The organism is Psychromonas algicola (genome assembly GCF_004378355.1).
GTDB lineage: Bacteria > Pseudomonadota > Gammaproteobacteria > Enterobacterales > Psychromonadaceae > Psychromonas.
Genome location: NZ_SNUB01000002.1, coordinates 76,557 through 102,704 on the forward strand (window position 1 = coordinate 76,557; position 26,148 = coordinate 102,704).

Consider the following 26,148-nt stretch of genomic DNA (forward strand, 5'->3'; position numbering starts at 1 on the left):
AAACCATTCTCTCTTTAAGTTAATACTGGTCCTGCTGAGATTAGCGCTTTACCTTCTTTTTTATCTGTATATTTCGCAAAGTTATCAATAAATAAATGAGCTAATTTATGTGCTTTTTCATCCCATATTTCGCTATCAGAGTAAGTATTACGAGGATCCAAAATAGCACTGTTTACACCATGTAATGATGTTGGTATTTGTAAATTAAAAAGTGGAATAGTTTTGGTTTCTGCTTTTTCAATAGAGCCATCTAAAATCGCGTCAATAATTGCTCGGGTATCGAGAATTGAAATTCGTTTCCCTGAGCCATTCCATCCCGTATTCACTAGATAAGCTTCGGCATCACAAGCCTCCATTCGCTTAACTAATTCTTGTGCGTATTGAGTGGGATGTAATGTTAAAAAAGCGGCTCCAAAGCAAGCGGAAAAGGTTGGTGTTGGTTCGGTTATTCCTCGTTCTGTACCTGCTAGTTTTGCAGTAAATCCTGATAAGAAATGATATTGGGTCTGCGCTTTTGTTAGTTTAGACACTGGCGGTAAAACACCAAATGCATCTGCTGTTAAAAAAATCACTTTTTTTGCGTGACCGCCTTTTGAAATGGGTTTTACAATATTTTCTATATGATCAATTGGGTAAGAGACTCGCCCATTTTCTGTTTTGCTTGGATCGTCGTAATCCACAACTCCTTGATCATTGATCATCACATTCTCTAATAAGGCATTACGTCTAATTGCTTGATAAATGTCTGGCTCAGCCTCTGCGCTGAGGCGGATTGTTTTGGCATAGCAGCCACCTTCAAAATTAAATACGCCATCATCATCCCAGCCGTGTTCGTCATCACCAATTAATGCGCGCTTTGAATCCGTTGAAAGGGTTGTTTTTCCTGTTCCCGATAACCCAAAAAAGATAGCTGTATCACCTGATTTCCCTATATTTGCTGAGCAATGCATAGAAGCCATTCCATTGAGCGGTAAGAGGTAATTCATCACTGAAAATAATCCTTTCTTCATTTCGCCACCGTACCAAGTGCCGCCGATTAATTGGATATTCTCAGTAAGGTTAAATGCGACAAAATTTTCAGAGTTAAGACCTTGTTGTTGCCAATCAGGATTGTTGGTTTTTGAACCGTTTATCACTACAAAATCAGGTTCAAAATTAACAAGCTCTTGTTCCGTTGGGCGTATAAACATATTGGTCACAAAGTGAGCCTGCCAAGCGACTTCCATTATGAAACGGACTTTTAAGCGTGAATTAACATTTGCACCGCAGTATGCATCTACAACATATAAGCGTTTATTTGAGAGCGCGTTAGTGACTATATTTTTAAGGTGTGACCAAGTGTGTTGATCAATAGGTTTGTTATCGTTTTTGCCTTGATCACTCCACCAAATCGTATCTCTCGTGGTGTCATCTTTAACTATGTATTTATCCTTGGGCGAGCGACCTGTAAAAATACCAGTATCAACAGCTACGGTACCATTTTCTGTTATTATTCCTTTCTCAAAGCCTGTTAATTGAGTTGCTGTCTCTTCTGCATATAAAGTGTCATAACTAGGATTATAAATAACTTCAGAAACGTTTTTGATACCATATTTTTCTAATTGCTCAGTTGATAATGTATGCAATGTCATATGCGTCCCTCTCAATTGTTAATTATTTGTTACAGCAGAAGATCATGAGAGTAGGTGAGTTTGGCTAATTTAATTGGGATCGGAGTCGGAAAGTTGATTAAAAAAAAGCCACAATTGAAATTGTGGCTATTGGATCTCTTTTTTACCGTTAGTGTTGTGGATTATCTGGCGTTAATAAGATCTGTAAATCTTGTTCTCTGAAAGAGTAAGTTGTTGCACAGTACTCACAGCGCATATCAATGCTTTCTTGCTCTTCTAATATTTCTGTAATTTCACCTGGAGCCAATGTTGCAAGTGAAGAAAGGCAACGTTCTTGTGAACAACCACATTTAAAGCTGATAGGTTGTAGTTTGAATAAGCGAACATTTTCTTGATGGTATAAACGGAATAAAAGGTCTTCATTTTTTAACGTATAAATTTCTTTCGCTTTAATTGTTCCGGCAAGCGCACATACGTGAGCAAAATCTTCTTCGTGCGATTCAGAGCTCGCTGGTAAAGTTTGAATTAACAAACCTGCTGCTTGAACAGGAGAAGTTTGGCTGTTTGCAAATAAGCTAATTTTTGTTGCTAATTGCTCTGATTGGATAAAGTAATCTTCTAAACAGGCAGCTAAACTTTCTTTTTCCAGCGCGACAATTCCTTGGTAAGGTTCGCCATCTTCTGGTGAAATGGTTAACATTAATGTGCCTTTACCAATCAATTCTAAGAAAGATAAACCTTCAGTATTACCTTCGTAACGTGCTGTTCCACGAACCTGTAAATCTTGGTTTGCATTGATAACGGCCATGCTTAAAGGGCCATCTCCTTGAATTTGTACGGCGATCTTGCCTTTAAATTTTAAGGTTGCAGTTAATAGGCTGGTAGCAATTAACAATTCACCAATAATGTTGGCAACGGCTTCAGGATAATTGTGATTATCAATACACTGCTGAAACGTTTCGTGTGCTTTAGCTATTTCCCCACGGATTTGGAAATCATCAAATAGGAAACGTTGTAGTTGGTCTGTCATAGGTTCTCTCAATATATATTCGGCAGCAATTAATCAAAATTAGCTGTATTACGTTGTATTTTTGCTTGTATTAAATCACGTCGTTCTTTTTTGTTTGGTCGACGGTTTGGGTGTGGTGCATTTTGTAAACTTAATTTACGTAAAACGTTATATTCTTCGCGCTTTACGATACTTTTTTCTGTTTCTTTATAAAGTGTTTGAGCAATAGGGGCACCACCACGATGACCGGAAATAATTTCAACCGTGACTTCTAACATTACATCGCCTTGACGTATTGACAATAATGCGCCTACTTCAACATTTTTACTGGCTTTTGCTCGTTGACCGTTATAGTGCACTTTGCCGCCTTGCACCATATCGCGTGCAAGGCTTCGGGTTTTATAAAATCGTGCAGCCCACAACCATTTGTCTAATCTAACCGCTGAATCTGTCATTATTTATTCACTTTAAAAAGTATAGCTTAGTGTAACAAAAATCATTTATTTGCTAAACCAAAAGAAGTCATGCAAGGCAAACATTGAAATGGGGGCAAAAATCAACAAATCAAGTTGTAAGTTAGTACCTTTAATAAAACCAATTTTAACGAAGGGCTTTTAATGCAGTAAATACTTATTATAAGCCTCATTGTTGGAGTGTTGAGTTTGTTGTAGTATGGAGAGCACGTTAGTATCAATATGAATGTTAATGCTTAATTAACTATAGGGTGTGAAGTAGAGTGTCTGTTATGTTTCAACAATTACCTAAAATAATATTTATGACAATAAGCGTTTTGATCGCTTATCAGTCGGCATTGTTGACGTGGTCACTTTATCCAATAAAGGAGACTCCTTATAACTGGGAGCCATCAACACAGAAATTAGCTCAAAATAAAACATCAATCGATACTTATGGGCTACAGAAACAGTTTTTATTTGGCGAATATGAAGGCATTCGTAGTGCTCTTAAAGTTCAAGATTTAAAGGAAGTACCAAAAACAAGATTAAGGATTTCATTGGTCGGTATTATTGCAGCTTCAGATCCTACGTTATCAAGTGTGATCATAGAATATAAGGGTAAACAAGATAGTTATTTTCTTGACTCGGTTATTGCTGGTGCGAATGCAAGGATTGATGAAATATATCATGACCGTATTATTATTGTGGTTGATGGTGAACAACAAGTATTAGTTTTAGATGGTTTAGATGATAATGCAAGTGTAGTACAGAAGAATACAACGAGTAAACCTAGACGAACTTCTCGGAATCGAAGGGAGCAAAGTACAGAAATCGCACTTGATAGAAAAGAATTGTTAAGTAACCCAAGTAAACTATTGGATTATATTAACATTTCTCCTGTTAGAGAGGGAAATGAAGTTAAAGGTTACCGTGTTAAACCAGGGAAAGATGCTAGTTTGTTTGAAGAAGCAGGATTACAATCGGGCGATTTAGCAGTGGAGCTTAATGGTGTTGATTTGACTGATACAAGTGAAGCTGTTGGGTTAATGAAAGAGTTCCCTACTATGACTGAAATTACTTTAACCATTGACCGAAATGGTGAGCTGAACGAGTTGTTTTTTAGCATTCCTTAAAATAAAAAAATGTAACTAACTGATAATAATATAATTCATTTTATAGATTGATGGAATAAATATAATAAATGAGGTTTCAATAATGGTTTTGAGAGTCAAGAGAATATTAAAGCGCTTAATTGGGGCTGGTATTTTTGTCTTATTTTTACCATCTACATCATTACAGGCTGTTGAATATTCAGCATCTTTTCAAGATGCAGATATTAATCAATTTATTAATATTGTGGGTAAAAACCTACAAAAAACAATTGTTCTAGATCCAGCTGTACGTGGCAAAATCAATGTGCGTAGTTATGACGTTTTAAATGAAAAACAATACTATCAATTCTTTTTAAGTGTACTTGAAGTGTACGGCTTTGCTGTGGTTGAAATGGAAAGCGGTATTCTTAAAGTGATCAAAGCAAAAGATGCAAAAGTTGCGGCTATCCCAGTTGTTGATGGGGGGAGTGAGTTTACGGGTGATGAAATGGTGACTCGAGTTGTTCCTGTTATTAATGTGTCGGTAAGAGAGCTTGCTCCTTTGTTACGTCAATTAAATGATAATGCTGGCGGTGGCAATGTTGTGCATTATGACCCTTCGAATGTAATTATGCTCACTGGACGTGCAGCAGTTGTAAATCGATTAGTTAATATTATTGAACGAGTTGATAAAGCAGGTGATCAGGAAGTTGATATTGTAAAATTAAAATTTGCTAGTGCATTGGAAATGGTGAATATGATCAATTCCATTCAAACAAATTCTACTTCCTCAAAGAAAACATCAGTAAGTGTTTTACAGCCGCGTTTGGTAGCAGATGAAAGAACAAATTCAGTTATCATTAGTGGGGAACCTCAAGCACGTGAACGAGTAATTACCTTAATTAATTCATTAGATAATGAATTAAAGAATAATGGGAATACACGTGTTTTTTACCTTAAATATGCGAATGCACAAGAAGTTGTCGATGTATTAAAGGGAGTTAGTAAAGGTATTGAGCAAACGGGAGGCAAAACTAATTCTTCTAATCAATCTTCTTTAAATATAGAGGCGCATGAAGGCACTAATTCAATTGTTATTTCAGCACAACCTGCATTAATGTCTTCTCTAACAAGTATTATTCGACAGCTTGATATTCGACGAGCTCAAGTATTAGTTGAAGCGATTGTTGTTGAGGTTTCAGAAGGTGATGGCATTAATTTAAGCGTGCAATGGGCTTCTAGCTCTGGTGCTGCGACTCAGTTTAGTGATAATGGGGCTTCAATTAGTGCGCTTGCGACAGGCGTGTATGCTGTAGATAATGATGAAGATGATTATGAAGACCTCTCCTCTGCATTAGGGTCAATTGCAGGAGGAATTGCAGGATTCGTTACCAGTGATTGGGCTGCTATATTGCAAGCGTTAAGTAGCTCTAGTACATCAAATATTTTGGCGACACCAAGTTTAACTACTCTTGATAATCAAGAAGCAAGTTTTATTGTTGGTGATGAAGTGCCTGTGTTAACTGGTTCAACGTCAAGCTCCACTAATGATAATCCTTTTCAAACCATTGAACGTCGTGAAGTGGGAATTAAATTAAAAGTTACCCCTCAAATCAATCAAGGTAACTCAGTACAGCTAACGATTGAGCAAGAAGTCTCGAATATTAAAGGGCAAACGTCTGTTGATATTATTTTCGCAACAAGAGCAGTTAAAACAACAGTATTAGCAAAATCAGGTGAGACGATTATTATCGGTGGTTTAATTGATGAAGCTGTCAGCGAAACTATTGAGAAAGTGCCACTCCTTGGCGATATTCCTTATCTTGGGGTGTTATTTAGATCGACTAAAAGTACAACGACAAAACGTAACTTAATGATTTTCCTACGTCCAACAATTATTCGCGATGACCAAACTATGCTGGAATTAAGCCAACGTAAATATGGATTAATGCGTGCTATTCAGCAAGAGCAATCTGAGAATGGGATTATGTTAATGCCAAATACTAGCTCTCCAGTACTACCAGAATGGGGACAACCTGTTGAAATTGATCCTAGTATGTTTGATCGAAATAGAAGCAAGCAATTAAAAGAAAATGATGCTGATGAAAAAGTGGATACTTCAGCATGAGTGCTTTAAGTGATATTGCTCCACCTAAAGGCGTTGAGCCAGAAGAATTTACTCCCTCAGGACAACTGCCTTTTACTTTTTCTAAAAAACATGAATTAGTCATGTCTCATGAAGGAAAAAATAGCACTTTATGCTTTAAACAAGCACCAAGTGTCGCACTTTTATCTGAAGTTAGAAGAGTTATTGGGCACGCCTTTAACCTTCAAAAAGTAGATGCAGATGTTTTTGATAAATTAGTCGCTCGAGCCTATCAATCTTCTTCATTGGAAGCACAGCAATTAATGGAAGATTTAGGTGCCGATGATTTATTCACTTTAGCCGAAGAGCTTCCTAGTACTGATGACTTATTAGAAACAGAAGATGATGCGCCGATTATTAAATTAATCAATGCAATGTTAGGGGAAGCAATCAAAGAAGAAGCTTCCGACATTCATATTGAAACCTTTGAGCAAAGCTTAATTATTCGTTTCCGTATCGATGGTGTGTTACGTGAAATTTTAAAACCACAACGTAAACTTGCAGGGTTATTAGTTTCACGTATCAAAGTAATGGCAAAGCTTGATATCGCAGAGAAACGAGTGCCGCAAGATGGCCGTATATCATTGCGAATCGGTGGGCGTGCTGTTGATGTTCGTGTTTCGACAATGCCATCAAGCCATGGTGAGCGAGTTGTATTACGTTTGTTAGATAAAAATGCAGTTAAATTAGATTTAGCAACCCTTGGAATGACTCCTAATAATCATCAATTATTGCAAGGTCTGATACACAAACCTCACGGTATTATCTTAGTGACAGGTCCAACGGGCTCAGGTAAAAGTACAACACTTTATGCAGGTCTGTTAGAGATTAATTCTAAAGATAGAAATATATTAACCGTCGAAGACCCAATTGAGTATGCGATCGACGGCATTGGACAAACTCAAGTTAATACAAAAGTTGAAATGACGTTTGCGCGAGGATTAAGAGCTATTTTACGTCAAGACCCAGATGTGGTTATGATTGGTGAAATACGAGATCTTGAAACTGCTGAAATAGCTGTACAAGCCAGTTTGACTGGGCATTTAGTATTATCCACATTACATACTAATACTGCTGTTGGCGCTGTTACTCGTTTAAGAGATATGGGAGTTGAGCCTTTTCTTTTATCATCAAGTATTTTAGGTGTCTTAGCACAACGATTAGTTCGCCGCTTATGTAGTGAATGTAAAGAAGCTCAATCTGCAAGCTCCGCTGAAAAAGTTATTTTAGGTTTTGCAGAAACAGAAGCGGTGACGATATATAGGCCTAACGGCTGTAGCCGTTGTAACTATAGTGGTTATCGAGGTCGAACGGGTATCCACGAATTATTAGTTGTTAATGAAGTCGTGCGAGAGTTAATTCATACAGGTGCTGGTGAGCAAGCAATTGAACGTGAAATTCGTAAAACATCTTCAAGTATTCGCGAAGATGGTATTCAAAAAGTATTGTTAGGGCAAACTACGTTAGAAGAAATTTTACGTGTGACACGAGAAGACTAATATGGCTACTTTTTCTTATAAAGCCTTAGACGCGAAAGGTAAGCAAAAAAAAGGAACGCAAGAGGCTGATTCTGCTCGTATGTTGCGCAATCAATTGCGTAAAGAGGGGTTAATTCCGCTAGAAGTGGAGTCAGTCGCTTCTAAACGCAATAAACCAAATAAAGCCTTTATTCAAAGCAAAATTAAAACATCAGACTTAGCCTTAATTACGCGTCAATTATCGACACTTGTTGCCTCGTCCATTCCTATTGAAGAATCATTGCAAGCGGTGGCGGAGCAGTGTGATAATCCGAAAATAAAGAATATGATTTCCTCGGTACGCGGAGGTGTAATTGAAGGTCATAGCCTCGCTGATAGTATGCGTAATTATCCAACAATTTTCGATAATTTATTCTGCGCAATGGTCGCAGCTGGTGAAAAGTCAGGGCATCTTGATAAAGTACTTGAGAGATTAGCTGATTATGTTGAACAGCGGCAAGAAATGAAAAGTAAGATGATGCAAGCTTTGATTTATCCTACCGTATTAACCATTGTCGCAATTTCAGTGGTTGCTATCTTATTAACTTCGGTTGTACCTCAGGTAGTTGGGCAATTTGAAAATATGGGAGGAGATTTACCTGGCTCAACCGTGTTTTTAATTGCAGCGAGTGATTTCTTAAGCGCTTATGGTTTGTATTTTGTTTTTGTTTTTGTTTTAGGCTTATTGCTATTTAAACAGCACCTTAAAAAAGCGAGTAATCAATTACGATTTGATCGCATTTTGTTAACTTTTCCTGTTATTGGGAAAGTTGCGAATGAACTTAATACGGCTCGTTTTGCCAGAACATTAAGTATTTTAAATAGTAGTGCTGTGCCTCTACTTGAAGCAATGAGTATTGCTGGTGATGTGTTAAGTAATAATTATATACGTTTAAAAGTTGCTGAGGCATCGGAGCGAGTTAGGGAAGGAACAAGTTTAGGAAGAGCCTTAGCTAATACAAAATTATTTCCTCCTATGATGTTGCATATGATTATTAGTGGTGAAAAAAGTGGTGAATTAGGGAGTATGTTAGAACGTTCCGCTGATAATCAAGATAAACAGTTCTCTGCGCAGGTTGCATTAGCATTAGGAATATTCGAACCGGCGCTTGTTGTTTCGATGGCGGGTGTTATTTTGTTTATTGTTACCGCTATTTTACAACCAATTTTAGAACTTAATAATATGATTTCATAATCAAAATTGTCGAACGATTATAAATAAGAAGAGAAAATTTAATATGAAAAGAACCACTCCAAAACAAAGAGGCTTTACGCTATTAGGTTTAATGTTTATGAGTATGATTATTGGTGGTCTAATTGCATGGGGTGTAATCAGTTTATTGGGTAACAACTTTTGATGCTAGTTGTGTGATAGTCAAAAAATAAAAGCTAATATTGCTTAATAAAGTATTCAAAAGGTGGGTAGATTATGTTGAATCATTACAATAAATATTGATCAGCATAAATAACATTAGTGTTAGGGATATTCACCTTGACGCTTGTCGTTTCAATGGCAAACATGGTGACTGCTATTTTGGAAGTGAATAATACGATTTTAATATAAAGATATTGTTGAACTATTAAATAATAAAAAGGGTTTAGTGTGAAAAAATTAAATACAAAACAAGCTGGCTTCAGTTTATTAGAAATCATGGTGGTTATTATGATCATTGGTGGTATGGCTGCATTGATTGTGCCTAATTTAATAGGTAACAAAGGAAGAGCTGATGTGCAAAAAGTAAAATCAGATATTGTTGCGTTAGAAAATGCATTAGGCATGTATAACTTAGATAACAGTACATACCCTACAACGGATCAAGGTTTAGAAGCATTAGTCTCAGAACCAGATAGCTCTCCTGCTCCGCGTAATTACAGAGAAGGTGGTTATATCAAACGTCTTCCACAAGATCCGTGGGGTAATGACTACATCTTAAATAACCCTGGTGAGAATAGTAAAATTGATGTGCTTTCTGTTGGTCTTGATGGTGAAGAAGGTACTGAAGATGATATTGGTAATTGGAATTTAAATGATAAGTAATTGTTTAAATTATCTAAACCAATAATGCCTCATGCAAGAGGGTTTACTCTACTAGAAGTCATGCTTGTATTAGTTTTAATGGGCATGATTTCTATTGGCGTCGTAATGACTCTGCCAAGCTCTGTAGGTTTTGACAAAGATAGTCAATGGCATGCTCAACGTTTTCGTTCTCTATTACAACTCGCTCAAGATCATGCGCTGATTTCAAACAGTGAACTCGGTATTGAATTTGGCGAACAAGAATATCGATTTGCTTTTTATGATTTAAAAAGTAAAAAATGGAAGCCTTTGAGCAACCCCCGTGTTAATGATTATATTAAAATACCCATTAGCATAAGTAGTGAATATTCCTTGGTAGGGAGTGTTTGGGACGAAATTGAACAAGAAGATGACGATCCATTTTCTGAAAAAGAATATTTGGTGGAGATAGAAGGGCAAGAAGCTGAAATAGATATAAATCCACAGGTTTTTATTATGTCTAGCGGTGAAGTGACACCTTTTAGTTATCTATTTTTTAATACGGAAAATCAAAAAGATAGAGTCACAGTGACTGTTAGTATGAGCGGTCAAATAGAAGTTATTAGAGAGTAAAGTGGATGAAATCTTTTGTTGGTAAGTTAATGAAAAGAAAACAAGGAATGACCTTATTAGAGGTTATGCTTGCTTTAGTTATTCTTGCCACTTCTGGGCTTGCTGTGATGCAAGCGGCTTCACAAGCATTAAATAACCAGAGTTATCTACAACAAAAAACCTTTGCAATGTGGATTGCAAGTAATCGTGTTGCTGAATTAAAACTACAAGAAACATGGCCTTCGTTAAGTTGGAAAAATGCTGAAGTGGAGTTTGCTAATGTAAAATGGTATTGGCGATATCAAGGAGTTGCAACTGCAGATCCTAATTTTATAGCGCTAGATGTTGAAGTCAGTGATAAAGAAAATGGGCAAGCTCTTGCACATATAAGGACTTACATTGCCAAGCCTTAAATACAATAAGCAAAAAAAGCATAAAGGTTTCACTTTAATTGAAATCTTAATTGCAATTGCTATCTTCGCTACATTAAGTTTAGCTGCTTACCAAATACTGCAAGGGGTTCTGCGTAGTGGCGAAATTAGTAAATCACATGATGAAAATCTAATCGAAGTTCAACGTGGAATGTTATTAATTGAACGTGATTTTCTGCAGATGGTTGCGAGAAATTCTCGATTAAGTGGTGTTGCTACAGAAAATTTAAAAGCTTTATATGTAGGCAAAGGCGTTTTGGATTCAGAATCTCAGGGGATTGAATTTAATCGTTTAGGTTGGACTAATCCACTTAATTTATTACCTCGCTCTAATATTTTACGTGTAGGTTATCGAGTTCAAAATGAACAATTACAACGAGTTTACTTTTTGTACCCCGATGTCGTTTCTAGAGAAAGCGAACAGCAACAAGTTATCTTAAATGATATTGAAGAATTAAGTTTTCGTTTTTGGAATAATGGTTGGGTAACAACTTGGAATGGAGGTGGTGTGCTCCCTTCTGGCATAGAGATCACCATCATGAGTAAACACTATGGTGAATTAAAGCGAGTGTTTCTGTTACCAAATAGTGAAGTGAAATAATGTTAAAGCATCGAAAAAAACGAGGCATTGCCCTGATCACTATTTTAATGATCTTAGCTATCATGGTGACCATCGCAACGACAATGACTGGACGAATGACATCTAGTTTATTACGCACCGAAGGTTTAAATTTCTCTCAAAAAGTGTATTGGTATGGGCAAGCTTCAGTCGAATTGAGCCGCATGATTTTAAATAATGATTTTGAAGATAGCGATGTGATCAGCTTAGATCAAATATGGGCGACGCCAGATTTAATCTTTCCTGTTGAACAAGGAACCATTTCAGGTAGCTTAAAAGATAATCGCAGTTGCTTTAACGTTAATGCTATTGGCGCTGCCGATAAAGACGAGGTTCGTGCGTTACCTGTGCAACAATTTCAAGCATTATTAGAAGCATTAGATATCGAAGAGTATGCTGCGGAAGTCATTGCGGAATCTACACGTGATTGGGTCGATGAAAACAATACGGAAGATGCGGCTCAAGGCGCAGAAGATAGAATTTACGAAGCTCGATCTGTTGCTTACCTCGCAGCCAATAATTTAATGGTGGATATCTCAGAATTACGCGCAGTTGAAGGTGTGACAGGGAAAATATTTGAACGTATAAAACCTTATTTATGTGCATTACCTGTATCAGACCAATCAATTAACGTTAATACGGTAGCCATAGAGCATTCTGATATTCTATACGCTTTATTTAAACCTAAATATGAATTTTCACAAGAAGATTTTGAAACGCTTTTAGAAGATCGCCCTAGTAATGGTTGGAGTTCGGTTGATGATTTTTTAGCTACTGGTTTATTAAGTGGCGAAACAATTTCATCGGAGCTCAAAGAACAGCTAAACGTTACAAGTGACTTTTTTGAGTTATACGGAATAGCTGAGTTTGAAAAGCGATTGATGGCTTTAAAAGTATTATTTGAAATAGAAGATAAAAAGGCAATTGCAATTCGTTTTCAATATGCAGGAGTAGAATAAATGGTGATTATGGAGATGTTTAGTGAGTGAACAATTAATTATTCGCTTATCAAGTGAGTCGCATCAAACCATTTATTGGTTGATTTGGTCTGATAGTGAAAAAGAAATTATAGAGTCTGGTGAACTAGATAATGCTGGAAATTTAAGTCAATTAAGCGATAAAGCGTTAACTCGTAAGGTTACCTGTTTATTACCTAGCGTCGATATCACACTAACATCTGTGGAAATAAAGGGGGCATTTACTCGACAAATACAGCAAGCATTGCCTTATATGCTAGAGGATGATTTGGCTTGTGATGTGGAGCAATTACATTTTTCTGTTTTTGCTAAAGAAACTGATTTAATCCAAGTTGCTATTTGTGCAAAAAATCAAATGCAAATCTGGTTAGATTGGTTGAATGATGCTGATATTGTACCTTTAAAATTCATACCTGAAATGCTTGCTTTACCTGTGCCCGTTGACCAGCAATGGCAAGCATTGCGAGTTGGTAAGCAATGGATTATTCGTGAAAGTTTACATTATGGCTGGGGCTGTGAAAGTGAAATGCTAGAGAGTATTTTACAATTGCGCTTAATGGATAATGCAGATCAAATCATTAATAGCTATAGCGGAAATGCGAATAGCGATCTTGCAGAGTGGCGTATAGTCGATTCTGCTTCTCCTCTACACTTATTGGCTCGAGGTTGTGCAAGTAGTCACTTAAATATTTTAGACGGTGAGTTTAAAGTTAAAAAAGAAAGTAACTTACAAATTGCTAAATGGAAATTGCCTCTGATAGCAGCTTCAATATTATTTATTATCGCTTTTATTAATTTGTTTGTTCAAAACAGCAGGGTGGAACAACAAACATTACAGGTCAAAAAACAAGTTGAAACAGTTTACAAAAAAGCCTTTCCTACTCAAAGAGCATTGCAATACAGTAGAATAAAGAAAAAGATAAAAGGCTTACTTAATCAAGCCTCAGCGGTTCCCGAAGCTGAGTTTTTAATTATCCTTAATGATTTACTTCCTGTGTTTAAAGCAGTACCTAGCCTGCAAATATCATCGCTTAAATTTAACAGCAAAAAGAAAGAAATTAGCTTATCTGTAAGTACCGATAGTTTCCAAGCGTTTGAACAATTAGCAAAACAAGTACCGGGCCAGTATCAACTTGAGCAAGGCGTTTTAAGTAATAATAAAAATCGTGTTAGTGGCCTATTAACAGTGAAGGTGAAATAGTGTTTGAACAACTAAAAGAATGGTGGGAAGGGATCTCCACACGAGAACAAAAACTAGTTTCTGTAGGTGGAGGGGTAGCCCTTCTTGTTGTTATTTATTATTTAATATGGTCGCCTGTGGCTTCTAATTTAGCCGCGAGCCAACAGAAATTAACAAGTACAGAACAAACACTGTACTGGGTTGAAACTAATATTGAAAAGCTACTTGAGGAAGGATTAATTCAAGAGCAAACACTTGGGAGAAAGCAGAATTTATCCCGCTTAATTAGTAGTACCGCTAAACGCAATAATATTAATATTTCTCGTATACAGAATCAAAATGAGCAAGTGGATGTATGGATAAATGATGTTGAATTTACAGCTTTTTTAAAGTGGGTAACTGCATTAAAGAACGACACACAAGTCAATGTTATCAATGTAGATATTAGTCAAAATCAAGTTGAAGGTATGGTGAAAATTAATCGCCTATCACTCAGTTATTAATTAAGTAAAAGGCCTTCTATGAAAGTTAAAATAGCGATACTTTTTTTCTTTGTGTATTGCATAACACTGCTGGTTAATTTGCCTGCTGCAGTTGTAGTCAGTTTTATTCCTGGAAATACAATTAAAGTGAATAACGTCACTGGTACTTTATGGAAGGGCGAAGCAAAGAAGGTGGTGATTAAAAACCCAAATTTAACACTTAAGAATGTAAAATGGGATATCGCATTATTAAATAGTTTATTTAACTTAACTTTAGAGACAGATGTCTCTTTTTATAATGGTGCTAAAGCAATGTCAGGTGAAGGTGTGCTTAAGTATGGACTAGAAGGTGCCAGTGTTTCTAATGTACTTCTTGATATTACTTCTGAAGAGCTAGTGCCGTTATTGCCTATGCCGTTACCAGCGAAAATTACCGGAGATTTTTCTGTTGTAATCAATGAAGCTAAGCAAGGAATACCATATTGTGAAACGCTTGTCGGAAAAGTCACTTGGAATGAAGCTTATGTTTCCAGTTCATTTGGAGATATTGATTTAGCTTCTCCTGTTGTCGAGCTATCTTGTCGTGATGGCAATATTTCAGCATTAGTTACGCAACAGTCAGAACATTTATCTACAAATTTAGATGTTACATTGACTGCTGGAGAAAGGTACCTGCTGACTGGTGAAGTAAAGGGGACAAGTCAATTAGCACCTTCAATTGCACAATCTTTAGCTTGGGTTGGCCCTGTTAATGATTCAGGCGCGACTGAAATTAACTTCAAAGGTAAGCTCTAAAAGCATCGGTTAAATTATATTTTGCTAGGAAGCATTAAATAAAAAAGACTCTTAACTGGTATTTACTCATGTATGAATATACACTGTGTTTGTTTACAGTTTAAATTCACGTGGAGTTCCCTATGAAAGAGTTGACCAAACGTCAAGGCGAAGTATTAGACGTTATTAAAGAGCAGATTGCACAGACAGGTATGCCGCCGACACGTGTTGAATTAGCAAAAATATTAGGTTTTAAGAGCGCTAATGCGGCAGAAGAGCATTTAAAGGCATTAGCTAGAAAAGGCGCGATTGAGATCTTATCGGGTACATCACGTGGTATCCGTGTGGTTGGTGAACATAAAGATAATGAAATTGAAGAAGAAGGTTTACCACTGATTGGAAAAGTTGCTGCAGGTGAGCCTATTTTAGCGACAGAAAATATTGAAGCACATTACGATGTCGATCCTAGTTTATTTCATCCCGCTGCAGATTTCTTGTTGCGTGTTGAAGGTGAAAGTATGAAGGACATCGGTATTATGGATGGCGATTTATTGGCTGTACATAAAACCCAAAATATTAATAATGGGCAAGTTGTTGTGGCGCGAGTTGAAGAAAGCGTCACTGTAAAACGTTTTTATCGTGATGGTAAAGAGGTCACTCTAAAAGCAGAAAATACACTTTTTGACCCAATTAAAGTTGACTTAGAGTTTCAATCGTTCGATATTGAAGGCATTGCTGTCGGCGTTATTCGTACTGCAGATTGGATGTAAACAAACAGATTGTTATACCAATTACGTTAAATAAGTTATTTTAACAAGTAAAATAGATTAGTTAATTATCGTGATTGGTATTACTTAAATCTTGAATAGAGAGTCGTGTAATGAAGCGTTGGATAATATTAATTAGTGCTGTTGTGATGATTGCCGTTGTTGGATTAGGAGTTTCACAGTTTTCACAGTCAAAAAATGATGCTTTAGTGCTGACTGAGCCGCCTACGCCATTACCTGAATTTTCTTTTCATAAAGCAGGTAAAGTTGCTTTTAGTAACGAATCATTAAAGGGTAAATGGTCACTTTTGTTTATTGGGTACACTTATTGCCCTGATGTCTGTCCGACAACACTTGCTGATTTGAATTATGTTTATCCAAGCTTAACGAATGATCAAGACACAACGACTCAAGTTGTATTTATTTCAGTTGATCCAAATCGAGATAAAGCAGAACAGCTTGCTGACTACGTGAATTACTTTAATGAAAATTTTATCGGTGTTACAAGTACTCATGAACAGCTTTGGCCTTTTGTGACTGAGCTAGGTTTAATTTATAGCGTGGTGGAAGAAGGCGAAACCAACGAATATTATTTAATTGATCATAGCGCATCAATTGTTTTGATTAATCCAGAAGGTCAATTTCATGCGACCTTTAAATCAGTTGTCAATGAACAGGGTATTAATCATGTCGATATGGAATTAATGGTCGAAGATATTAAGCGTATTCAAAGTGAGTATCTTTAAGGCTATTTTTAGCTAGAAAAATGAAATAGAGAGACTAAAAGCCTCTCTATTTGTTAGAGCGTTATTTTTTATTTATTGTAGTTTTTTAGTCCAAAATAAAGCGCTACCGAATGCTGGATCTAATTGATAGTCAGAAAACCCAAGTTTAGCATAAGCCTCACAAGCAATTTTATTTCCACTCAATACTTCCAGCGTTATTTTGCAACAATCTCTTTGTTTCGCGACTTCCTCAATTTTTTCAAATAATACTTTTGTTAATTTTTGCCCTCTAAAATCTGAATGCACTACAACATCATGGATATTCAATAAAGGTTTACAAGCAAAAGTAGAAAAACCTTCAATAGCAGTTAGTAAAGCGGCAGGCTTATTTTCAATAAAAACAAGCACAATAAAGACATCGCTACGTGTTAATAGCGTTTTAACGAGGTTCTGTTTTGCATAAGGGCTAAGGTCTTCACCTCCTCCCATTGGATCGCAAGCATAATGAGACATTAGTTTTAAATAAGCAGTAGCATGTTGCTCATTATTTAAATCCGCGATAACGGTTTGTACATCTTTCATTGCAATTCCTTGAAATTTTTAAAAATAACTATCAGAAGAGTTTAACTAATGGGCTGAATAGATACCACTCTAGGCTTAATATAAGCAAGATAAATAGAAATTTATATTTTTAAGTGTTAGACTTCTAGATGTCTAGATGGTTTTTAGTAAAGGAAGTAATTATGCCAATTCGTATCCCTGATGATTTACCCGCATCGAGCATTTTAAAATCTGAAAATATTTTTACGATGTCGGAGTCACGTGCAAGCCATCAGAATATTCGTCCACTACGTGTTTTGATTTTAAATTTAATGCCTAAAAAAATCGAAACTGAAACACAGCTAATGCGTTTATTATCTAACACGCCTTTACAAGTTGATATTGAATTATTGCGCGTAGATGCTCGTGCAACTAAGAACACTCCACAGAAGCATTTAGATAATTTCTATGGTGACTTTGAACGTGTTAAAGATCAAAAGTGGGATGGCTTTATTGTTACTGGTGCACCATTAGGCACAATTCCTTTTGAAAATGTCTATTACTGGGAAAAATTTACTGAGATTGTAAATTGGTCTCGCCACAATGTGACGTCAACTTTATTCTTATGTTGGGCTGCTCAAGCGGCCTTAAAAGTACTTTATGATCTAGATAAAGTGACGCGAGACGATAAGCTCTCAGGCATTTACGCACATCAAACGCATCACCATCATCATCCTTTAGTGAGGGGGTTTGATGATGAATTTTGGGCGCCTTTATCTCGTTATGCCGAATTTAATAGTCAAGAAATTAAAGACAAAACAGACTTAACCGTGTTTGCGGATGCACCGGATGCAGGAATGTATTTAGCTGCAAGTCCTGATTGTAGACAAGTATTTATTACGGGGCATCCTGAATACGATGCAAGTACGCTTAAAAACGAATATTTAAGAGATATTGAAGAAGGTTTAAAGCCAATTCAGCCAGTTAATTATTATCCTAATAATGATGAGAAGGAAGCTCCACGCGCAATTTGGCGTAGCCACGGTAATCTGTTGTATAGCAACTGGTTAAACTATTGTGTTTATCAGGTAACACCATACGACTTAACTGAGCTTACTTAGGCTAAATGAATTTATTAAAGCGAACTATCTGGTTCGCTTTTGTATTTTTCATCGTTAAAAATGTTAACTATCAAAAAATTCATTATTTATAACAAAATATTTCAAGTTGAAATCGGCTTTGAAACCTATGGTAGCTCTGTTTTATGCTATTATGAGCGCTGATTTTTTATCTAAGAATAAAGTAGCAGGGAACTCTATGTCAGTAAGTGATCGCAGTGCGTTGATTAAAGCGCAGCTAGAAAAACACATTCTTCTTATCGATGGTGGTATGGGTACCATGATCCAAGATCATAAATTTGAAGAAGCGGATTTTCGTGGAGAACGCTTTAAAGATTGGAGTTGTGATGTAAAAGGTAATAATGATTTATTAGTGCTAACTCAACCTGAAATCATTGCTAATATCCATCGCGAATATTTAGATGCTGGTGCAGATATCCTTGAAACTAATACCTTTAATGCAACCACGATCGCTATGGCTGATTATCAGATGGAATCTATTTCCGCTGAAATTAACTTACAAGCTGCGCGTATTGCAAGACGCGTTGCAGATGAAAAAACAGATGAAACCCCTGATCGTCCTCGTTTTGTTGCTGGTGTATTAGGCCCAACAAACCGTACTTGTTCTATTTCACCTGATGTTAATGATCCTGCTTATCGTAACGTTACCTTTGATGAATTAGTGGTTGCTTATATTGAATCAACCAAAGCCTTGATTAAAGGTGGTTGTGATTTAATTCTGATTGAAACAATTTTTGATACCTTAAATGCTAAAGCAGCTGTTTTTGCGGTTGAAACTGTTTTTGAAGAGCAAGGTTATAAATTACCACTGATGATTTCAGGTACCATCACAGATGCTTCTGGACGCACCTTATCAGGTCAAACAACCGAAGCTTTTTATAATTCATTACGCCATGCTGAACCACTTACTTTTGGTTTGAACTGTGCATTAGGTCCTGATGAATTACGTCAATACGTCCAAGAGATGTCTCGTATTTCAGAAACTTATGTTTCTGCGCATCCAAACGCTGGTTTACCGAATGCCTTTGGTGAATATGATTTAGAAGCAGATGAAATGACAGTTCATATTAAAGAGTGGGCTGAAAGCGGATTTTTAAATTTAGTGGGCGGTTGCTGTGGAACAACACCTGCGCATATCAAAGCAATGGCAGATGCAGTTGCAGATATCAAACCTCGTCAACTCCCAGAAATTGAAATTGCCTGTCGTTTAAGTGGCCTTGAAGCTTTAACTATTCGTCATGATTCTTTATTTCAAAATGTCGGTGAGCGAACTAATGTAACGGGCTCGGCACGATTCAAGCGTTTGATTAAAGATGAGTTATACGATGAAGCCCTTGAAGTTGCGTTACACCAAGTAGAAGCCGGTGCAGATATTATCGATATCAATATGGATGAAGCGATGCTTGATTCATTATATGCGATGAAAAAATTCTTAAACTTATGTGCTTCTGAACCTGATATTTCACGTGTTCCAATCATGGTCGATTCTTCTAAATGGGAAATTTTAGAAGAAGGCTTGAAGTGTGTGCAGGGTAAAGGGATTGTTAACTCAATCAGTATGAAAGAAGGTGTTGATAACTTTATCCACCAAGCTAAATTAATTCGTCGTTACGGCTTTGCTGTGATTGTGATGGCCTTTGATGAAGAGGGGCAAGCAGATACGCGTGAACGTAAATTTGAAATTTGTCAGCGTTCTTACGACATCCTTGTTAATCAAGTTGGTTTTCCACCTGAAGATATTATTTTTGACCCAAATATTTTTGCTGTCGCAACTGGGATTGAAGAGCATAACAACTATGCAGTTGATTTTATTGAAGCTGTTAAAGACATTAAAGATAACCTACCACATGCGATGATTTCTGGTGGTGTGTCTAACGTTTCTTTCTCATTCCGTGGTAATAACCCCGTTCGTGAAGCGATTCATGCTGTATTCCTCTATTACTGTATTAAAAACGGTATGGATATGGGGATTGTGAATGCTGCGCAATTAGCAATTTATGATGATATTCCTAAAGAATTAAAAGATGCGGTTGAAGATGTTGTTTTAAATAAAAACCCAGAAGCCACTGATGCATTACTTGATCTAGCCGAAAAATATCGCGGTGATGGCGCCGTCAAAGCTGACGATAGTAAAGCGCTTGAATGGCGTGCATTGCCAGTGAACGAACGTATTGCTCATGCTTTAGTGAAAGGGATCACTGAGTTTATTGAAGAAGACACTGAGCTTGCCCGTCAAGCTGTGAATATGCCCATTGAAGTTATTGAAGGTCCATTAATGGATGGCATGAACATAGTGGGGGATTTATTTGGTGAAGGTAAGATGTTCTTACCGCAAGTGGTTAAATCTGCGCGTGTAATGAAGCAAGCCGTGGCATATTTAAATCCTTTCATTGAAGCGACTAAAGCCGTTGGTGCAACCAACGGTAAAGTGGTGATGGCAACGGTTAAAGGTGATGTGCACGATATAGGCAAAAATATTGTAGGCGTTATTTTACAATGTAATAACTATGAAATTATCGATCTTGGGGTGATGGTACCCACTGACAAAATTATTAAAACTGCCCTTGAACATAATGCAGATTTAATTGGCTTATCTGGTTTGATTACGCCATCACTAGATGAAATGGTTTACGTAGCAAAAGAAATGCAACGCCAAGGGTTAACTATTCCATTATTGATTGGTGGGGCGACCACCTCTAAAGCGCATACCGCTGTTAAAATTGAACAGAATTACGATCAACCTGTTGTTTATGTTTCTAACGCCTCACGTGCTGTAGGTGTTTGTCAGAAACTATTAACGCCAGCGCATAAGCCTGAATTTATTGAAAAATTAAATTTAGATTACGAGCGTGTGCGTGAGCAACATGCCAATAAACGTCCTCGTAGTGCTCCAATTGGTTTGCCTCAAGCGCGTGCTAATGCGGCTAAATTGGATTGGACTAATTACCAACCCAAAGTCCCTAATAAATTAGGCGTACAAGTCTTTAAAACTATGCCGATCAGCGTATTACGCGAATATATCGATTGGACGCCTTTCTTTATGACATGGGGACTCGCGGGTAAATATCCACGTATCCTTCAAGATGAAGTTGTGGGTGAAGAGGCGACGCGCTTATTCGCCGATGCATTGGCTATGTTAGATACAGTGGAAGCAGAAGGTGAAATTAGCGCAGCAGGTATTGTTGGTTTATTCCCTGCAAACAGCGTTGGTGATGATATAGAAATCTATACCGATGAAACGCGCACTGAAATATTGCAAGTGAGCAACCAATTACGCCAGCAAACAGAGAAAAAAGCGCCATTTGTAAATCATTGTTTAGCGGATTATATCGCCCCTAAATCTTCAGGTGTGGCTGACTATATTGGTGCCTTTGCGGTCACTGGTGGTATTGGTGAGCGTGAAGTGGCAGACCGTTATAAGGCCAATAACGATGATTATAACGCGATTTTAGTGCAAGCTGTTTGTGACCGTTTAGCCGAAGCCTTTGCAGAATATTTACATCAACAAACGCGTAAAGATTATTGGGGATTTGCTGCCGATGAAACCTTGGGTAGCGATGACTTAATTCGTGAAAAATACCAAGGTATTCGTCCAGCGCCGGGTTACCCTGCTTGTCCTGAGCATACTGAAAAAGTCATTATTTGGGACTTGATGAACGTACAACAAGAAATTGGTATGGAACTTACATCGAGCTATGCAATGTATCCGGGGGCAGCGGTTTCAGGTTGGATTTTCTCTCACCCCGAAAGTCGTTATTTTGCGATAGCGCAGATCCAACAGGATCAAGTTGAAGATTATGCCAAACGTAAAGGCTGGGATATGTTAACGGCTGAACGTTGGTTAGGGCCAAACATAAGCTAATCAAGCTATATATTCTGCCGCTTTTTGCTGACTTGCATAAAGCGGCTTTTTTTTGAGAAAATCAATGCAGCTAATTGATTACCTTATAAAACGATACGAATTAGTAAAAAAAGACATCGTTTAGGTAGGATTTTTGTAATTTGATGATTAGTTCTTTATTTATGAGGACTATGTCTCTATCATTAACGATCCGTTTTTTAGATGGTTTTTCCAATGCCTAAAGTGACTCAGCAAGATATTTCAACAAGTTTTGGTCGTAACATTATTGACCGAGGCACCCTCTATTTCAAAGAAAGCCGTGTATTAGCGTGCGATTATGACGAAGAAAGCAAAATGCTTGTTGGATTAGTCAAAGGCTCTAATGACACGCCCTATAATACTAAAGCGTCAATAAAAACATCTAACAAAGGCGGCTATATTATTCAGAGCACTTGCTCTTGTCCTGTTGGTTGGAATTGTAAACACGCTGTTGCTTTATTACTTGCTTACCAAGCTGATACTCCAAATTATAATATCGAAAATAGTTACCAAACTTGGTTTGAAATGCTCAACGGTAAAGTGGGTCATGCTGACAAAGTTAAAGCGTCTGCTTATCAAGGCTTCTTCCGTTTTTCTTTCGATAGAAAAGTACTCAATCACGAACATCGTTACATTAAAGTTGAATATGGTTCAGTGCGTTTTTTAAAGAGTGAAAATGCTTACGTGTTCAGTGAAAAAGATTTAGTTTCAGTGGCTGATAACGAAAGCTGGATGGAAAGCTTTAAATGGGTAGAAGACGTAGATGTTGAAATCCTACGTTTATTACTTACAAAAGAAGGACGCGCACCTAAACTTGGTAAAACTTATATTAAAAGTGAGTTAGATTTATTAGCGCTGCAAAAAATATTACATACGGGACGTTGTTTTTGGGAGCAGCTAGATCAAAAAATTACGCTTTCACAGCCTCGTCCTATTAAACTTGAATGGGATGCAACGGAAGATAACTTAAAACAGTTAAATGTTAATTTACAAGAATGTGAGAACTGGCTGCTAATTCCAACTCCCACTCCGTATTTTTATGATTTAGATAGACACCAATTTGGTGAAATCGAGACCAACTTTAATCGTGATTGGTTATTGTCTTTATTACAAACACCACCATTAGGTGATGAGCAATGTGCACACTTCACTCAAGAAGTTTCTTTAGGGTTTTCACAGGATGTATTACCTAATCCTGAGCACTATGATATTCAGCATATTGACGAGAAATTACAGGTTATTTTTAAACTAGACGTACAAAAAATTAAATCGCAGGATTTATTTTTAGGGCGCTTATATTTTAAATATGGTGATTTACTACTAACGCCAAGCATATTGGAAGATCAAAATCGTAATCAATATATGCATAAAGGGCAGATTGTTAGTTTATCGCGTGAAATAGAAGCTGAGCTAGCCGCAGTTAATGAGTTTAATGAGCTTTGTTTGCTAGATGTTTACATGTATGACCCAAAATACAAATTAAACAAAGATCTACAAGGTATCCTGCCGCCAGAGTTAGGTGGCTCTCAAGAGTTTCAATGGTTGTCACTGTTAACCGCGCATAAAGCTCGTTTAGAAGTCTTAGGTTGGAAATTTGATATCGCAAAAGACTTAGCCTTACAAAGTCAGAATGTTGATAGCATCGATATAGATGTTGATGAAAAAGGCAATTGGTTTGATTTAGGGGTTTCCATTGAAGTAGAAGGCAACCGTATCGAATTATTGCCTTTATTATTAGAATGGTTACGCAGCAATGAAGATTGGCAACAAAATAGCTACGATATTTTATTAGCGCAAGGTAATGGGCGTCCATTACGCGTTAAGCGAGAATCCATTCAGCCTATCCTTTCGATTTTACAAGAATTAGGTGAAGTGAATGAAAATAAAATTAACTTACCACAAAATCAAGCCGCTTTATTAGCACAACTACCTGATATTAATCGCTGGGTTGGCGGTGAACATGTACAAGCGTTAGCAAAAAAATTAGTTAACTTTAGCGGTATCCAAGAAGTTCCATCGCCGGAAAAACTATCTGCCGATTTACGTGATTATCAAAAAGATGGCTTGAATTGGTTAATGTTCTTAAATGAATATGGTTTCTCTGGCGTGTTAGCCGATGATATGGGTTTGGGTAAAACGGTTCAAACATTAGCGTATCTTGCTTACAAAAAAGAATTGGGTTTATTAACACTGCCATCAATGGTGATTTGTCCGACTTCATTGGTAAGCAACTGGTTAAACGAAGCGGTTAAATTTACCCCTGATTTAAAAGTGTTAGTGCTGCACGGTGTTAATCGCCATCAATATTTTAAAGATATTAATAACTATGACTTAGTGATCACAACTTATCCTTTGATTGCGCGCGATTTTAAAGAATTTACCGAGCTTTCTTTCTCTGATTTGATTTTAGATGAAGCGCAAACCATAAAAAATCCATTAGCTAAAATGACTAAAAGCATTAAGTTAATGGATGCAAAACAGCGCTTATGTTTGACTGGTACTCCGATGGAAAATCATCTTGGAGAGCTTTGGTCTTTATTCGACTTCTTAATGCCTGGATTCTTAGGTTCTTACAGCACCTTTAATCGTGTTTATCGTAAAGGTATTGAAGGCGAAGGTAACCAACAAATTCAACAGTGGTTAATTCAGAAAACAAAACCATTCTTACTACGTCGTACTAAAGACGATGTGGCGAAAGAGTTACCGGCTAAAACTGAAATTATTCATACTATCGCGTTACAAAATGATCAACGTACCTTGTACGAAAGCATCCGCATTACCATGGAAGCAAAAGTGCGTGATTTATTGCGCGAAAAAGGCATGGCACGAAGCCGTATTGAATTTTTAGATGCATTGCTTAAGTTACGTCAAGCGTGTTGTGATCCACGCTTAGTGAAGCTTGAGCACGCACAAATTATTAAAAGTTCGGCTAAATTAGACTTCTTAATGGATATCGTGCCTGAAATGGTTGAAGAGGGCAGACGTATTCTGATCTTCTCACAATTTGCACAAATGTTAGGTTTGATTGAAGAAGCATTAGAAGAAACGGGAATAGGTTTTGTTAAATTAACAGGGCAAACGCGTAACCGAGGTGATGTGATTGAAAAATTCCAAGCCGGTGATGTGCCTGTCTTCTTAATTTCACTGAAAGCGGGTGGCGTTGGTCTTAACTTAACTGCTGCTGATACAGTTATCCATTACGATCCTTGGTGGAATCCTGCGGTAGAAAATCAAGCCACTGACCGAGCATATCGAATCGGCCAAGATAAGCCTGTTTTTGTTTATAAACTGATTTGTGAAGAAACCGTAGAAGAACGTGTTTTAGCATTACAGGCACGCAAACAAAAATTAGCGGATAGCGTGTATGGTAAAGAGCAAGAAGAAGATTTTGCACCAGATAACAGCGATGCATTATTGAAATTATTCGAGCGTTACTAAGTGTCTACGGAACAATTATTAGCGCCGATCAAAGCATTTCTACATTCGGAAACACCACAAGCTTGGGTTGAAAAAGCCAAGCTTGTGGAGCATCAACCTGCTTTATTAATTGACCATATGATTTGTGAATTAAAAGCGGCGCAAACTGCCATGTTATTAATTCGCCGTTATGCCGTTGATAAAGAGAGTGGTGATGCGCTAATGGCTTGGTTAACGCCTTATAACGATTATGTTTATCGTAAACAAGGTGACTGGAAGGCATTAGCCAACAATAATTTATCCAAAAAAATAGTCGCTAAAGCGAATACTCCCTATGGCCAAGATCTGATTGATAAAATGATTTTATTGATCAAAGAAGAGTTACATCATTTTTATCAAGTAGTAGAAATCATGCAAGCTCGCGATATTACTTTTCATTTTGTTGGCTCAAGTCGTTATGCAAAAGAATTACTCAATCATGTCACCACGCATGAGCCAGAAACCTTAATTGATAAACTTATATGCAGTGCTTATATTGAAGCTCGATCCTGTGAGCGCTTTGCAAAAATAGCACCGCATCTTGACCCTGTGTTAAATAAATTTTATCTGTCTTTATTACGTTCAGAAGCGCGTCATTATCAAGATTATCTAGCACTCGCGGAACAAATAGCAGGCAAGGATATTAGTGAACGTATTGTTTATTTTGGTCAGGTTGAAGGGGATTTGATTACTAGTCCTGACCACGACTTTAAATTTCACAGCGGTTGTCCAAGTCAGTAGG

At 37.1% G+C, this 26,148-nt stretch carries 23 protein-coding genes; 19 read left to right on the top strand and 4 right to left on the bottom strand.

Translation table 11 applies throughout. From position 1 onward, the window contains the following. Positions 1-14 precede the first annotated feature (14 nt). The 3 genes from pckA to hslR form a co-directional block, all read right to left on the bottom strand. On the bottom strand, positions 15-1,631 hold the full coding sequence (gene pckA, locus E2R67_RS01350) for a phosphoenolpyruvate carboxykinase (ATP) (protein WP_134289118.1): 1,617 nt from the start codon (positions 1,629-1,631) through the stop codon (positions 15-17). 148 nt (positions 1,632-1,779) lie between these two features. Next, positions 1,780-2,640 carry an Hsp33 family molecular chaperone HslO gene (gene hslO / locus E2R67_RS01355; protein WP_134289119.1) on the bottom strand — a complete coding sequence of 287 codons (861 nt, stop codon included), beginning with the start codon at positions 2,638-2,640 and terminating at the stop codon, positions 1,780-1,782. A 29-nt stretch (positions 2,641-2,669) separates the two neighbouring features. After that, on the bottom strand, positions 2,670-3,074 hold the full coding sequence (gene hslR / locus E2R67_RS01360) for a ribosome-associated heat shock protein Hsp15 (RefSeq protein WP_134289120.1): 405 nt from the start codon (positions 3,072-3,074) through the stop codon (positions 2,670-2,672). Between the two features lie 290 nt (positions 3,075-3,364). Between hslR and gspC the strand changes: the two genes are divergently transcribed. From gspC to E2R67_RS01430, 15 genes are all read left to right on the top strand, one after another. Continuing rightward, positions 3,365-4,207 (top strand): type II secretion system protein GspC, encoded by an 843-nt coding sequence (gene gspC / locus E2R67_RS01365; RefSeq protein WP_134289122.1) that lies wholly within the window; start codon positions 3,365-3,367, stop codon positions 4,205-4,207. Between the two features lie 82 nt (positions 4,208-4,289). Continuing rightward, positions 4,290-6,293, top strand: a complete 2,004-nt coding sequence (gspD, locus tag E2R67_RS01370) for a type II secretion system secretin GspD (RefSeq protein ID WP_134289123.1) — start codon at positions 4,290-4,292, stop codon at positions 6,291-6,293. Beyond that, positions 6,290-7,810, top strand: a complete 1,521-nt coding sequence (gspE, locus tag E2R67_RS01375; RefSeq protein ID WP_134289124.1) for a type II secretion system ATPase GspE — start codon at positions 6,290-6,292, stop codon at positions 7,808-7,810. The genes gspD and gspE overlap by 4 nt, the downstream gene beginning before the upstream one ends. Position 7,811: 1 nt before the next feature. Further along, positions 7,812-9,023, top strand: a complete 1,212-nt coding sequence (gene gspF, locus E2R67_RS01380; protein WP_134289125.1) for a type II secretion system inner membrane protein GspF — start codon at positions 7,812-7,814, stop codon at positions 9,021-9,023. Between the two features lie 43 nt (positions 9,024-9,066). After that, positions 9,067-9,186, top strand: coding sequence for a pilus assembly FimT family protein (locus E2R67_RS16985; protein WP_445177023.1), 120 nt, complete (start codon positions 9,067-9,069; stop codon positions 9,184-9,186). 245 nt (positions 9,187-9,431) lie between these two features. Then, positions 9,432-9,866: a type II secretion system major pseudopilin GspG gene (gspG, locus tag E2R67_RS01385; protein ID WP_134289126.1), complete on the top strand. Its 435-nt coding sequence runs from the start codon at positions 9,432-9,434 to the stop codon at positions 9,864-9,866. Then, the gene (gspH, locus tag E2R67_RS01390; RefSeq protein ID WP_134289128.1) at positions 9,867-10,457 is read left to right on the top strand and encodes a type II secretion system minor pseudopilin GspH; all 591 of its coding nucleotides are present in this window, start codon (positions 9,867-9,869) and stop codon (positions 10,455-10,457) included. It abuts the gene before it with no gap. Positions 10,458-10,486: 29 nt separating this feature from the next. Continuing rightward, a complete protein-coding gene (gspI, locus tag E2R67_RS01395; RefSeq protein ID WP_166739291.1) occupies positions 10,487-10,849 on the top strand; it encodes a type II secretion system minor pseudopilin GspI in 363 nt (120 codons plus the stop codon). Further along, positions 10,836-11,468: a type II secretion system minor pseudopilin GspJ gene (gspJ, locus tag E2R67_RS01400; protein WP_134289131.1), complete on the top strand. Its 633-nt coding sequence runs from the start codon at positions 10,836-10,838 to the stop codon at positions 11,466-11,468. The genes gspI and gspJ overlap by 14 nt, the downstream gene beginning before the upstream one ends. Then, positions 11,468-12,445: a type II secretion system minor pseudopilin GspK gene (gspK, locus tag E2R67_RS01405; RefSeq protein ID WP_134289133.1), complete on the top strand. Its 978-nt coding sequence runs from the start codon at positions 11,468-11,470 to the stop codon at positions 12,443-12,445. Before gspJ ends, gspK begins: the two co-directional genes overlap by 1 nt. A 22-nt stretch (positions 12,446-12,467) precedes the next feature. Next, complete coding sequence (gspL, locus tag E2R67_RS01410) at positions 12,468-13,664, top strand: type II secretion system protein GspL (protein ID WP_134289134.1); 1,197 nt, start codon at positions 12,468-12,470, stop codon at positions 13,662-13,664. After that, the gene (locus E2R67_RS01415) at positions 13,664-14,146 is read left to right on the top strand and encodes a type II secretion system protein M (protein ID WP_166739292.1); all 483 of its coding nucleotides are present in this window, start codon (positions 13,664-13,666) and stop codon (positions 14,144-14,146) included. The genes gspL and E2R67_RS01415 overlap by 1 nt, the downstream gene beginning before the upstream one ends. Before the next feature lie 18 nt (positions 14,147-14,164). Further along, positions 14,165-14,920 (top strand): type II secretion system protein N, encoded by a 756-nt coding sequence (locus E2R67_RS01420; protein ID WP_134289136.1) that lies wholly within the window; start codon positions 14,165-14,167, stop codon positions 14,918-14,920. Positions 14,921-15,042: 122 nt separating this feature from the next. Next, positions 15,043-15,669 (top strand): transcriptional repressor LexA, encoded by a 627-nt coding sequence (gene lexA, locus E2R67_RS01425; protein ID WP_134289137.1) that lies wholly within the window; start codon positions 15,043-15,045, stop codon positions 15,667-15,669. A gap of 110 nt (positions 15,670-15,779) precedes the next feature. Further along, complete coding sequence (locus E2R67_RS01430) at positions 15,780-16,412, top strand: SCO family protein (RefSeq protein ID WP_134289138.1); 633 nt, start codon at positions 15,780-15,782, stop codon at positions 16,410-16,412. A 72-nt stretch (positions 16,413-16,484) separates the two neighbouring features. Here the strand turns inward: E2R67_RS01430 and E2R67_RS01435 are convergent, their stop codons facing one another. Further along, positions 16,485-16,973: a GNAT family N-acetyltransferase gene (locus E2R67_RS01435; RefSeq protein WP_134289140.1), complete on the bottom strand. Its 489-nt coding sequence runs from the start codon at positions 16,971-16,973 to the stop codon at positions 16,485-16,487. A gap of 161 nt (positions 16,974-17,134) precedes the next feature. Between E2R67_RS01435 and metA the strand changes: the two genes are divergently transcribed. The 4 genes from metA (at position 17,135) to miaE (ending at position 26,147) form a co-directional block, all read left to right on the top strand. Continuing rightward, positions 17,135-18,052 carry a homoserine O-acetyltransferase MetA gene (metA, locus tag E2R67_RS01440; RefSeq protein ID WP_134289142.1) on the top strand — a complete coding sequence of 306 codons (918 nt, stop codon included), beginning with the start codon at positions 17,135-17,137 and terminating at the stop codon, positions 18,050-18,052. Between the two features lie 196 nt (positions 18,053-18,248). After that, a complete protein-coding gene (gene metH / locus E2R67_RS01445; RefSeq protein WP_134289143.1) occupies positions 18,249-21,932 on the top strand; it encodes a methionine synthase in 3,684 nt (1,227 codons plus the stop codon). 213 nt (positions 21,933-22,145) lie between these two features. Further along, complete coding sequence (locus E2R67_RS01450; RefSeq protein WP_134289144.1) at positions 22,146-25,388, top strand: DEAD/DEAH box helicase; 3,243 nt, start codon at positions 22,146-22,148, stop codon at positions 25,386-25,388. Continuing rightward, positions 25,389-26,147 carry a tRNA isopentenyl-2-thiomethyl-A-37 hydroxylase MiaE gene (miaE, locus tag E2R67_RS01455; RefSeq protein WP_134289146.1) on the top strand — a complete coding sequence of 253 codons (759 nt, stop codon included), beginning with the start codon at positions 25,389-25,391 and terminating at the stop codon, positions 26,145-26,147. The last annotated feature ends 1 nt before the right edge of the window (position 26,148 follow it).

Coding starts and splice junctions, on each gene's coding strand:
- pckA (WP_134289118.1), bottom strand. CDS start 1,631: ATGACATTGCATACATTATCAACTGAGCAATTAGAAAAATATGGTATC.
- hslO (WP_134289119.1), bottom strand. CDS start 2,640: ATGACAGACCAACTACAACGTTTCCTATTTGATGATTTCCAAATCCGT.
- hslR (WP_134289120.1), bottom strand. CDS start 3,074: ATGACAGATTCAGCGGTTAGATTAGACAAATGGTTGTGGGCTGCACGA.
- gspC (WP_134289122.1), top strand. CDS start 3,365: ATGTTTCAACAATTACCTAAAATAATATTTATGACAATAAGCGTTTTG.
- gspD (WP_134289123.1), top strand. CDS start 4,290: ATGGTTTTGAGAGTCAAGAGAATATTAAAGCGCTTAATTGGGGCTGGT.
- gspE (WP_134289124.1), top strand. CDS start 6,290: ATGAGTGCTTTAAGTGATATTGCTCCACCTAAAGGCGTTGAGCCAGAA.
- gspF (WP_134289125.1), top strand. CDS start 7,812: ATGGCTACTTTTTCTTATAAAGCCTTAGACGCGAAAGGTAAGCAAAAA.
- E2R67_RS16985 (WP_445177023.1), top strand. CDS start 9,067: ATGAAAAGAACCACTCCAAAACAAAGAGGCTTTACGCTATTAGGTTTA.
- gspI (WP_166739291.1), top strand. CDS start 10,487: ATGAAAAGAAAACAAGGAATGACCTTATTAGAGGTTATGCTTGCTTTA.
- gspK (WP_134289133.1), top strand. CDS start 11,468: ATGTTAAAGCATCGAAAAAAACGAGGCATTGCCCTGATCACTATTTTA.
- E2R67_RS01420 (WP_134289136.1), top strand. CDS start 14,165: ATGAAAGTTAAAATAGCGATACTTTTTTTCTTTGTGTATTGCATAACA.
- lexA (WP_134289137.1), top strand. CDS start 15,043: ATGAAAGAGTTGACCAAACGTCAAGGCGAAGTATTAGACGTTATTAAA.
- E2R67_RS01430 (WP_134289138.1), top strand. CDS start 15,780: ATGAAGCGTTGGATAATATTAATTAGTGCTGTTGTGATGATTGCCGTT.
- E2R67_RS01435 (WP_134289140.1), bottom strand. CDS start 16,973: ATGAAAGATGTACAAACCGTTATCGCGGATTTAAATAATGAGCAACAT.
- metA (WP_134289142.1), top strand. CDS start 17,135: ATGCCAATTCGTATCCCTGATGATTTACCCGCATCGAGCATTTTAAAA.
- metH (WP_134289143.1), top strand. CDS start 18,249: ATGTCAGTAAGTGATCGCAGTGCGTTGATTAAAGCGCAGCTAGAAAAA.
- E2R67_RS01450 (WP_134289144.1), top strand. CDS start 22,146: ATGCCTAAAGTGACTCAGCAAGATATTTCAACAAGTTTTGGTCGTAAC.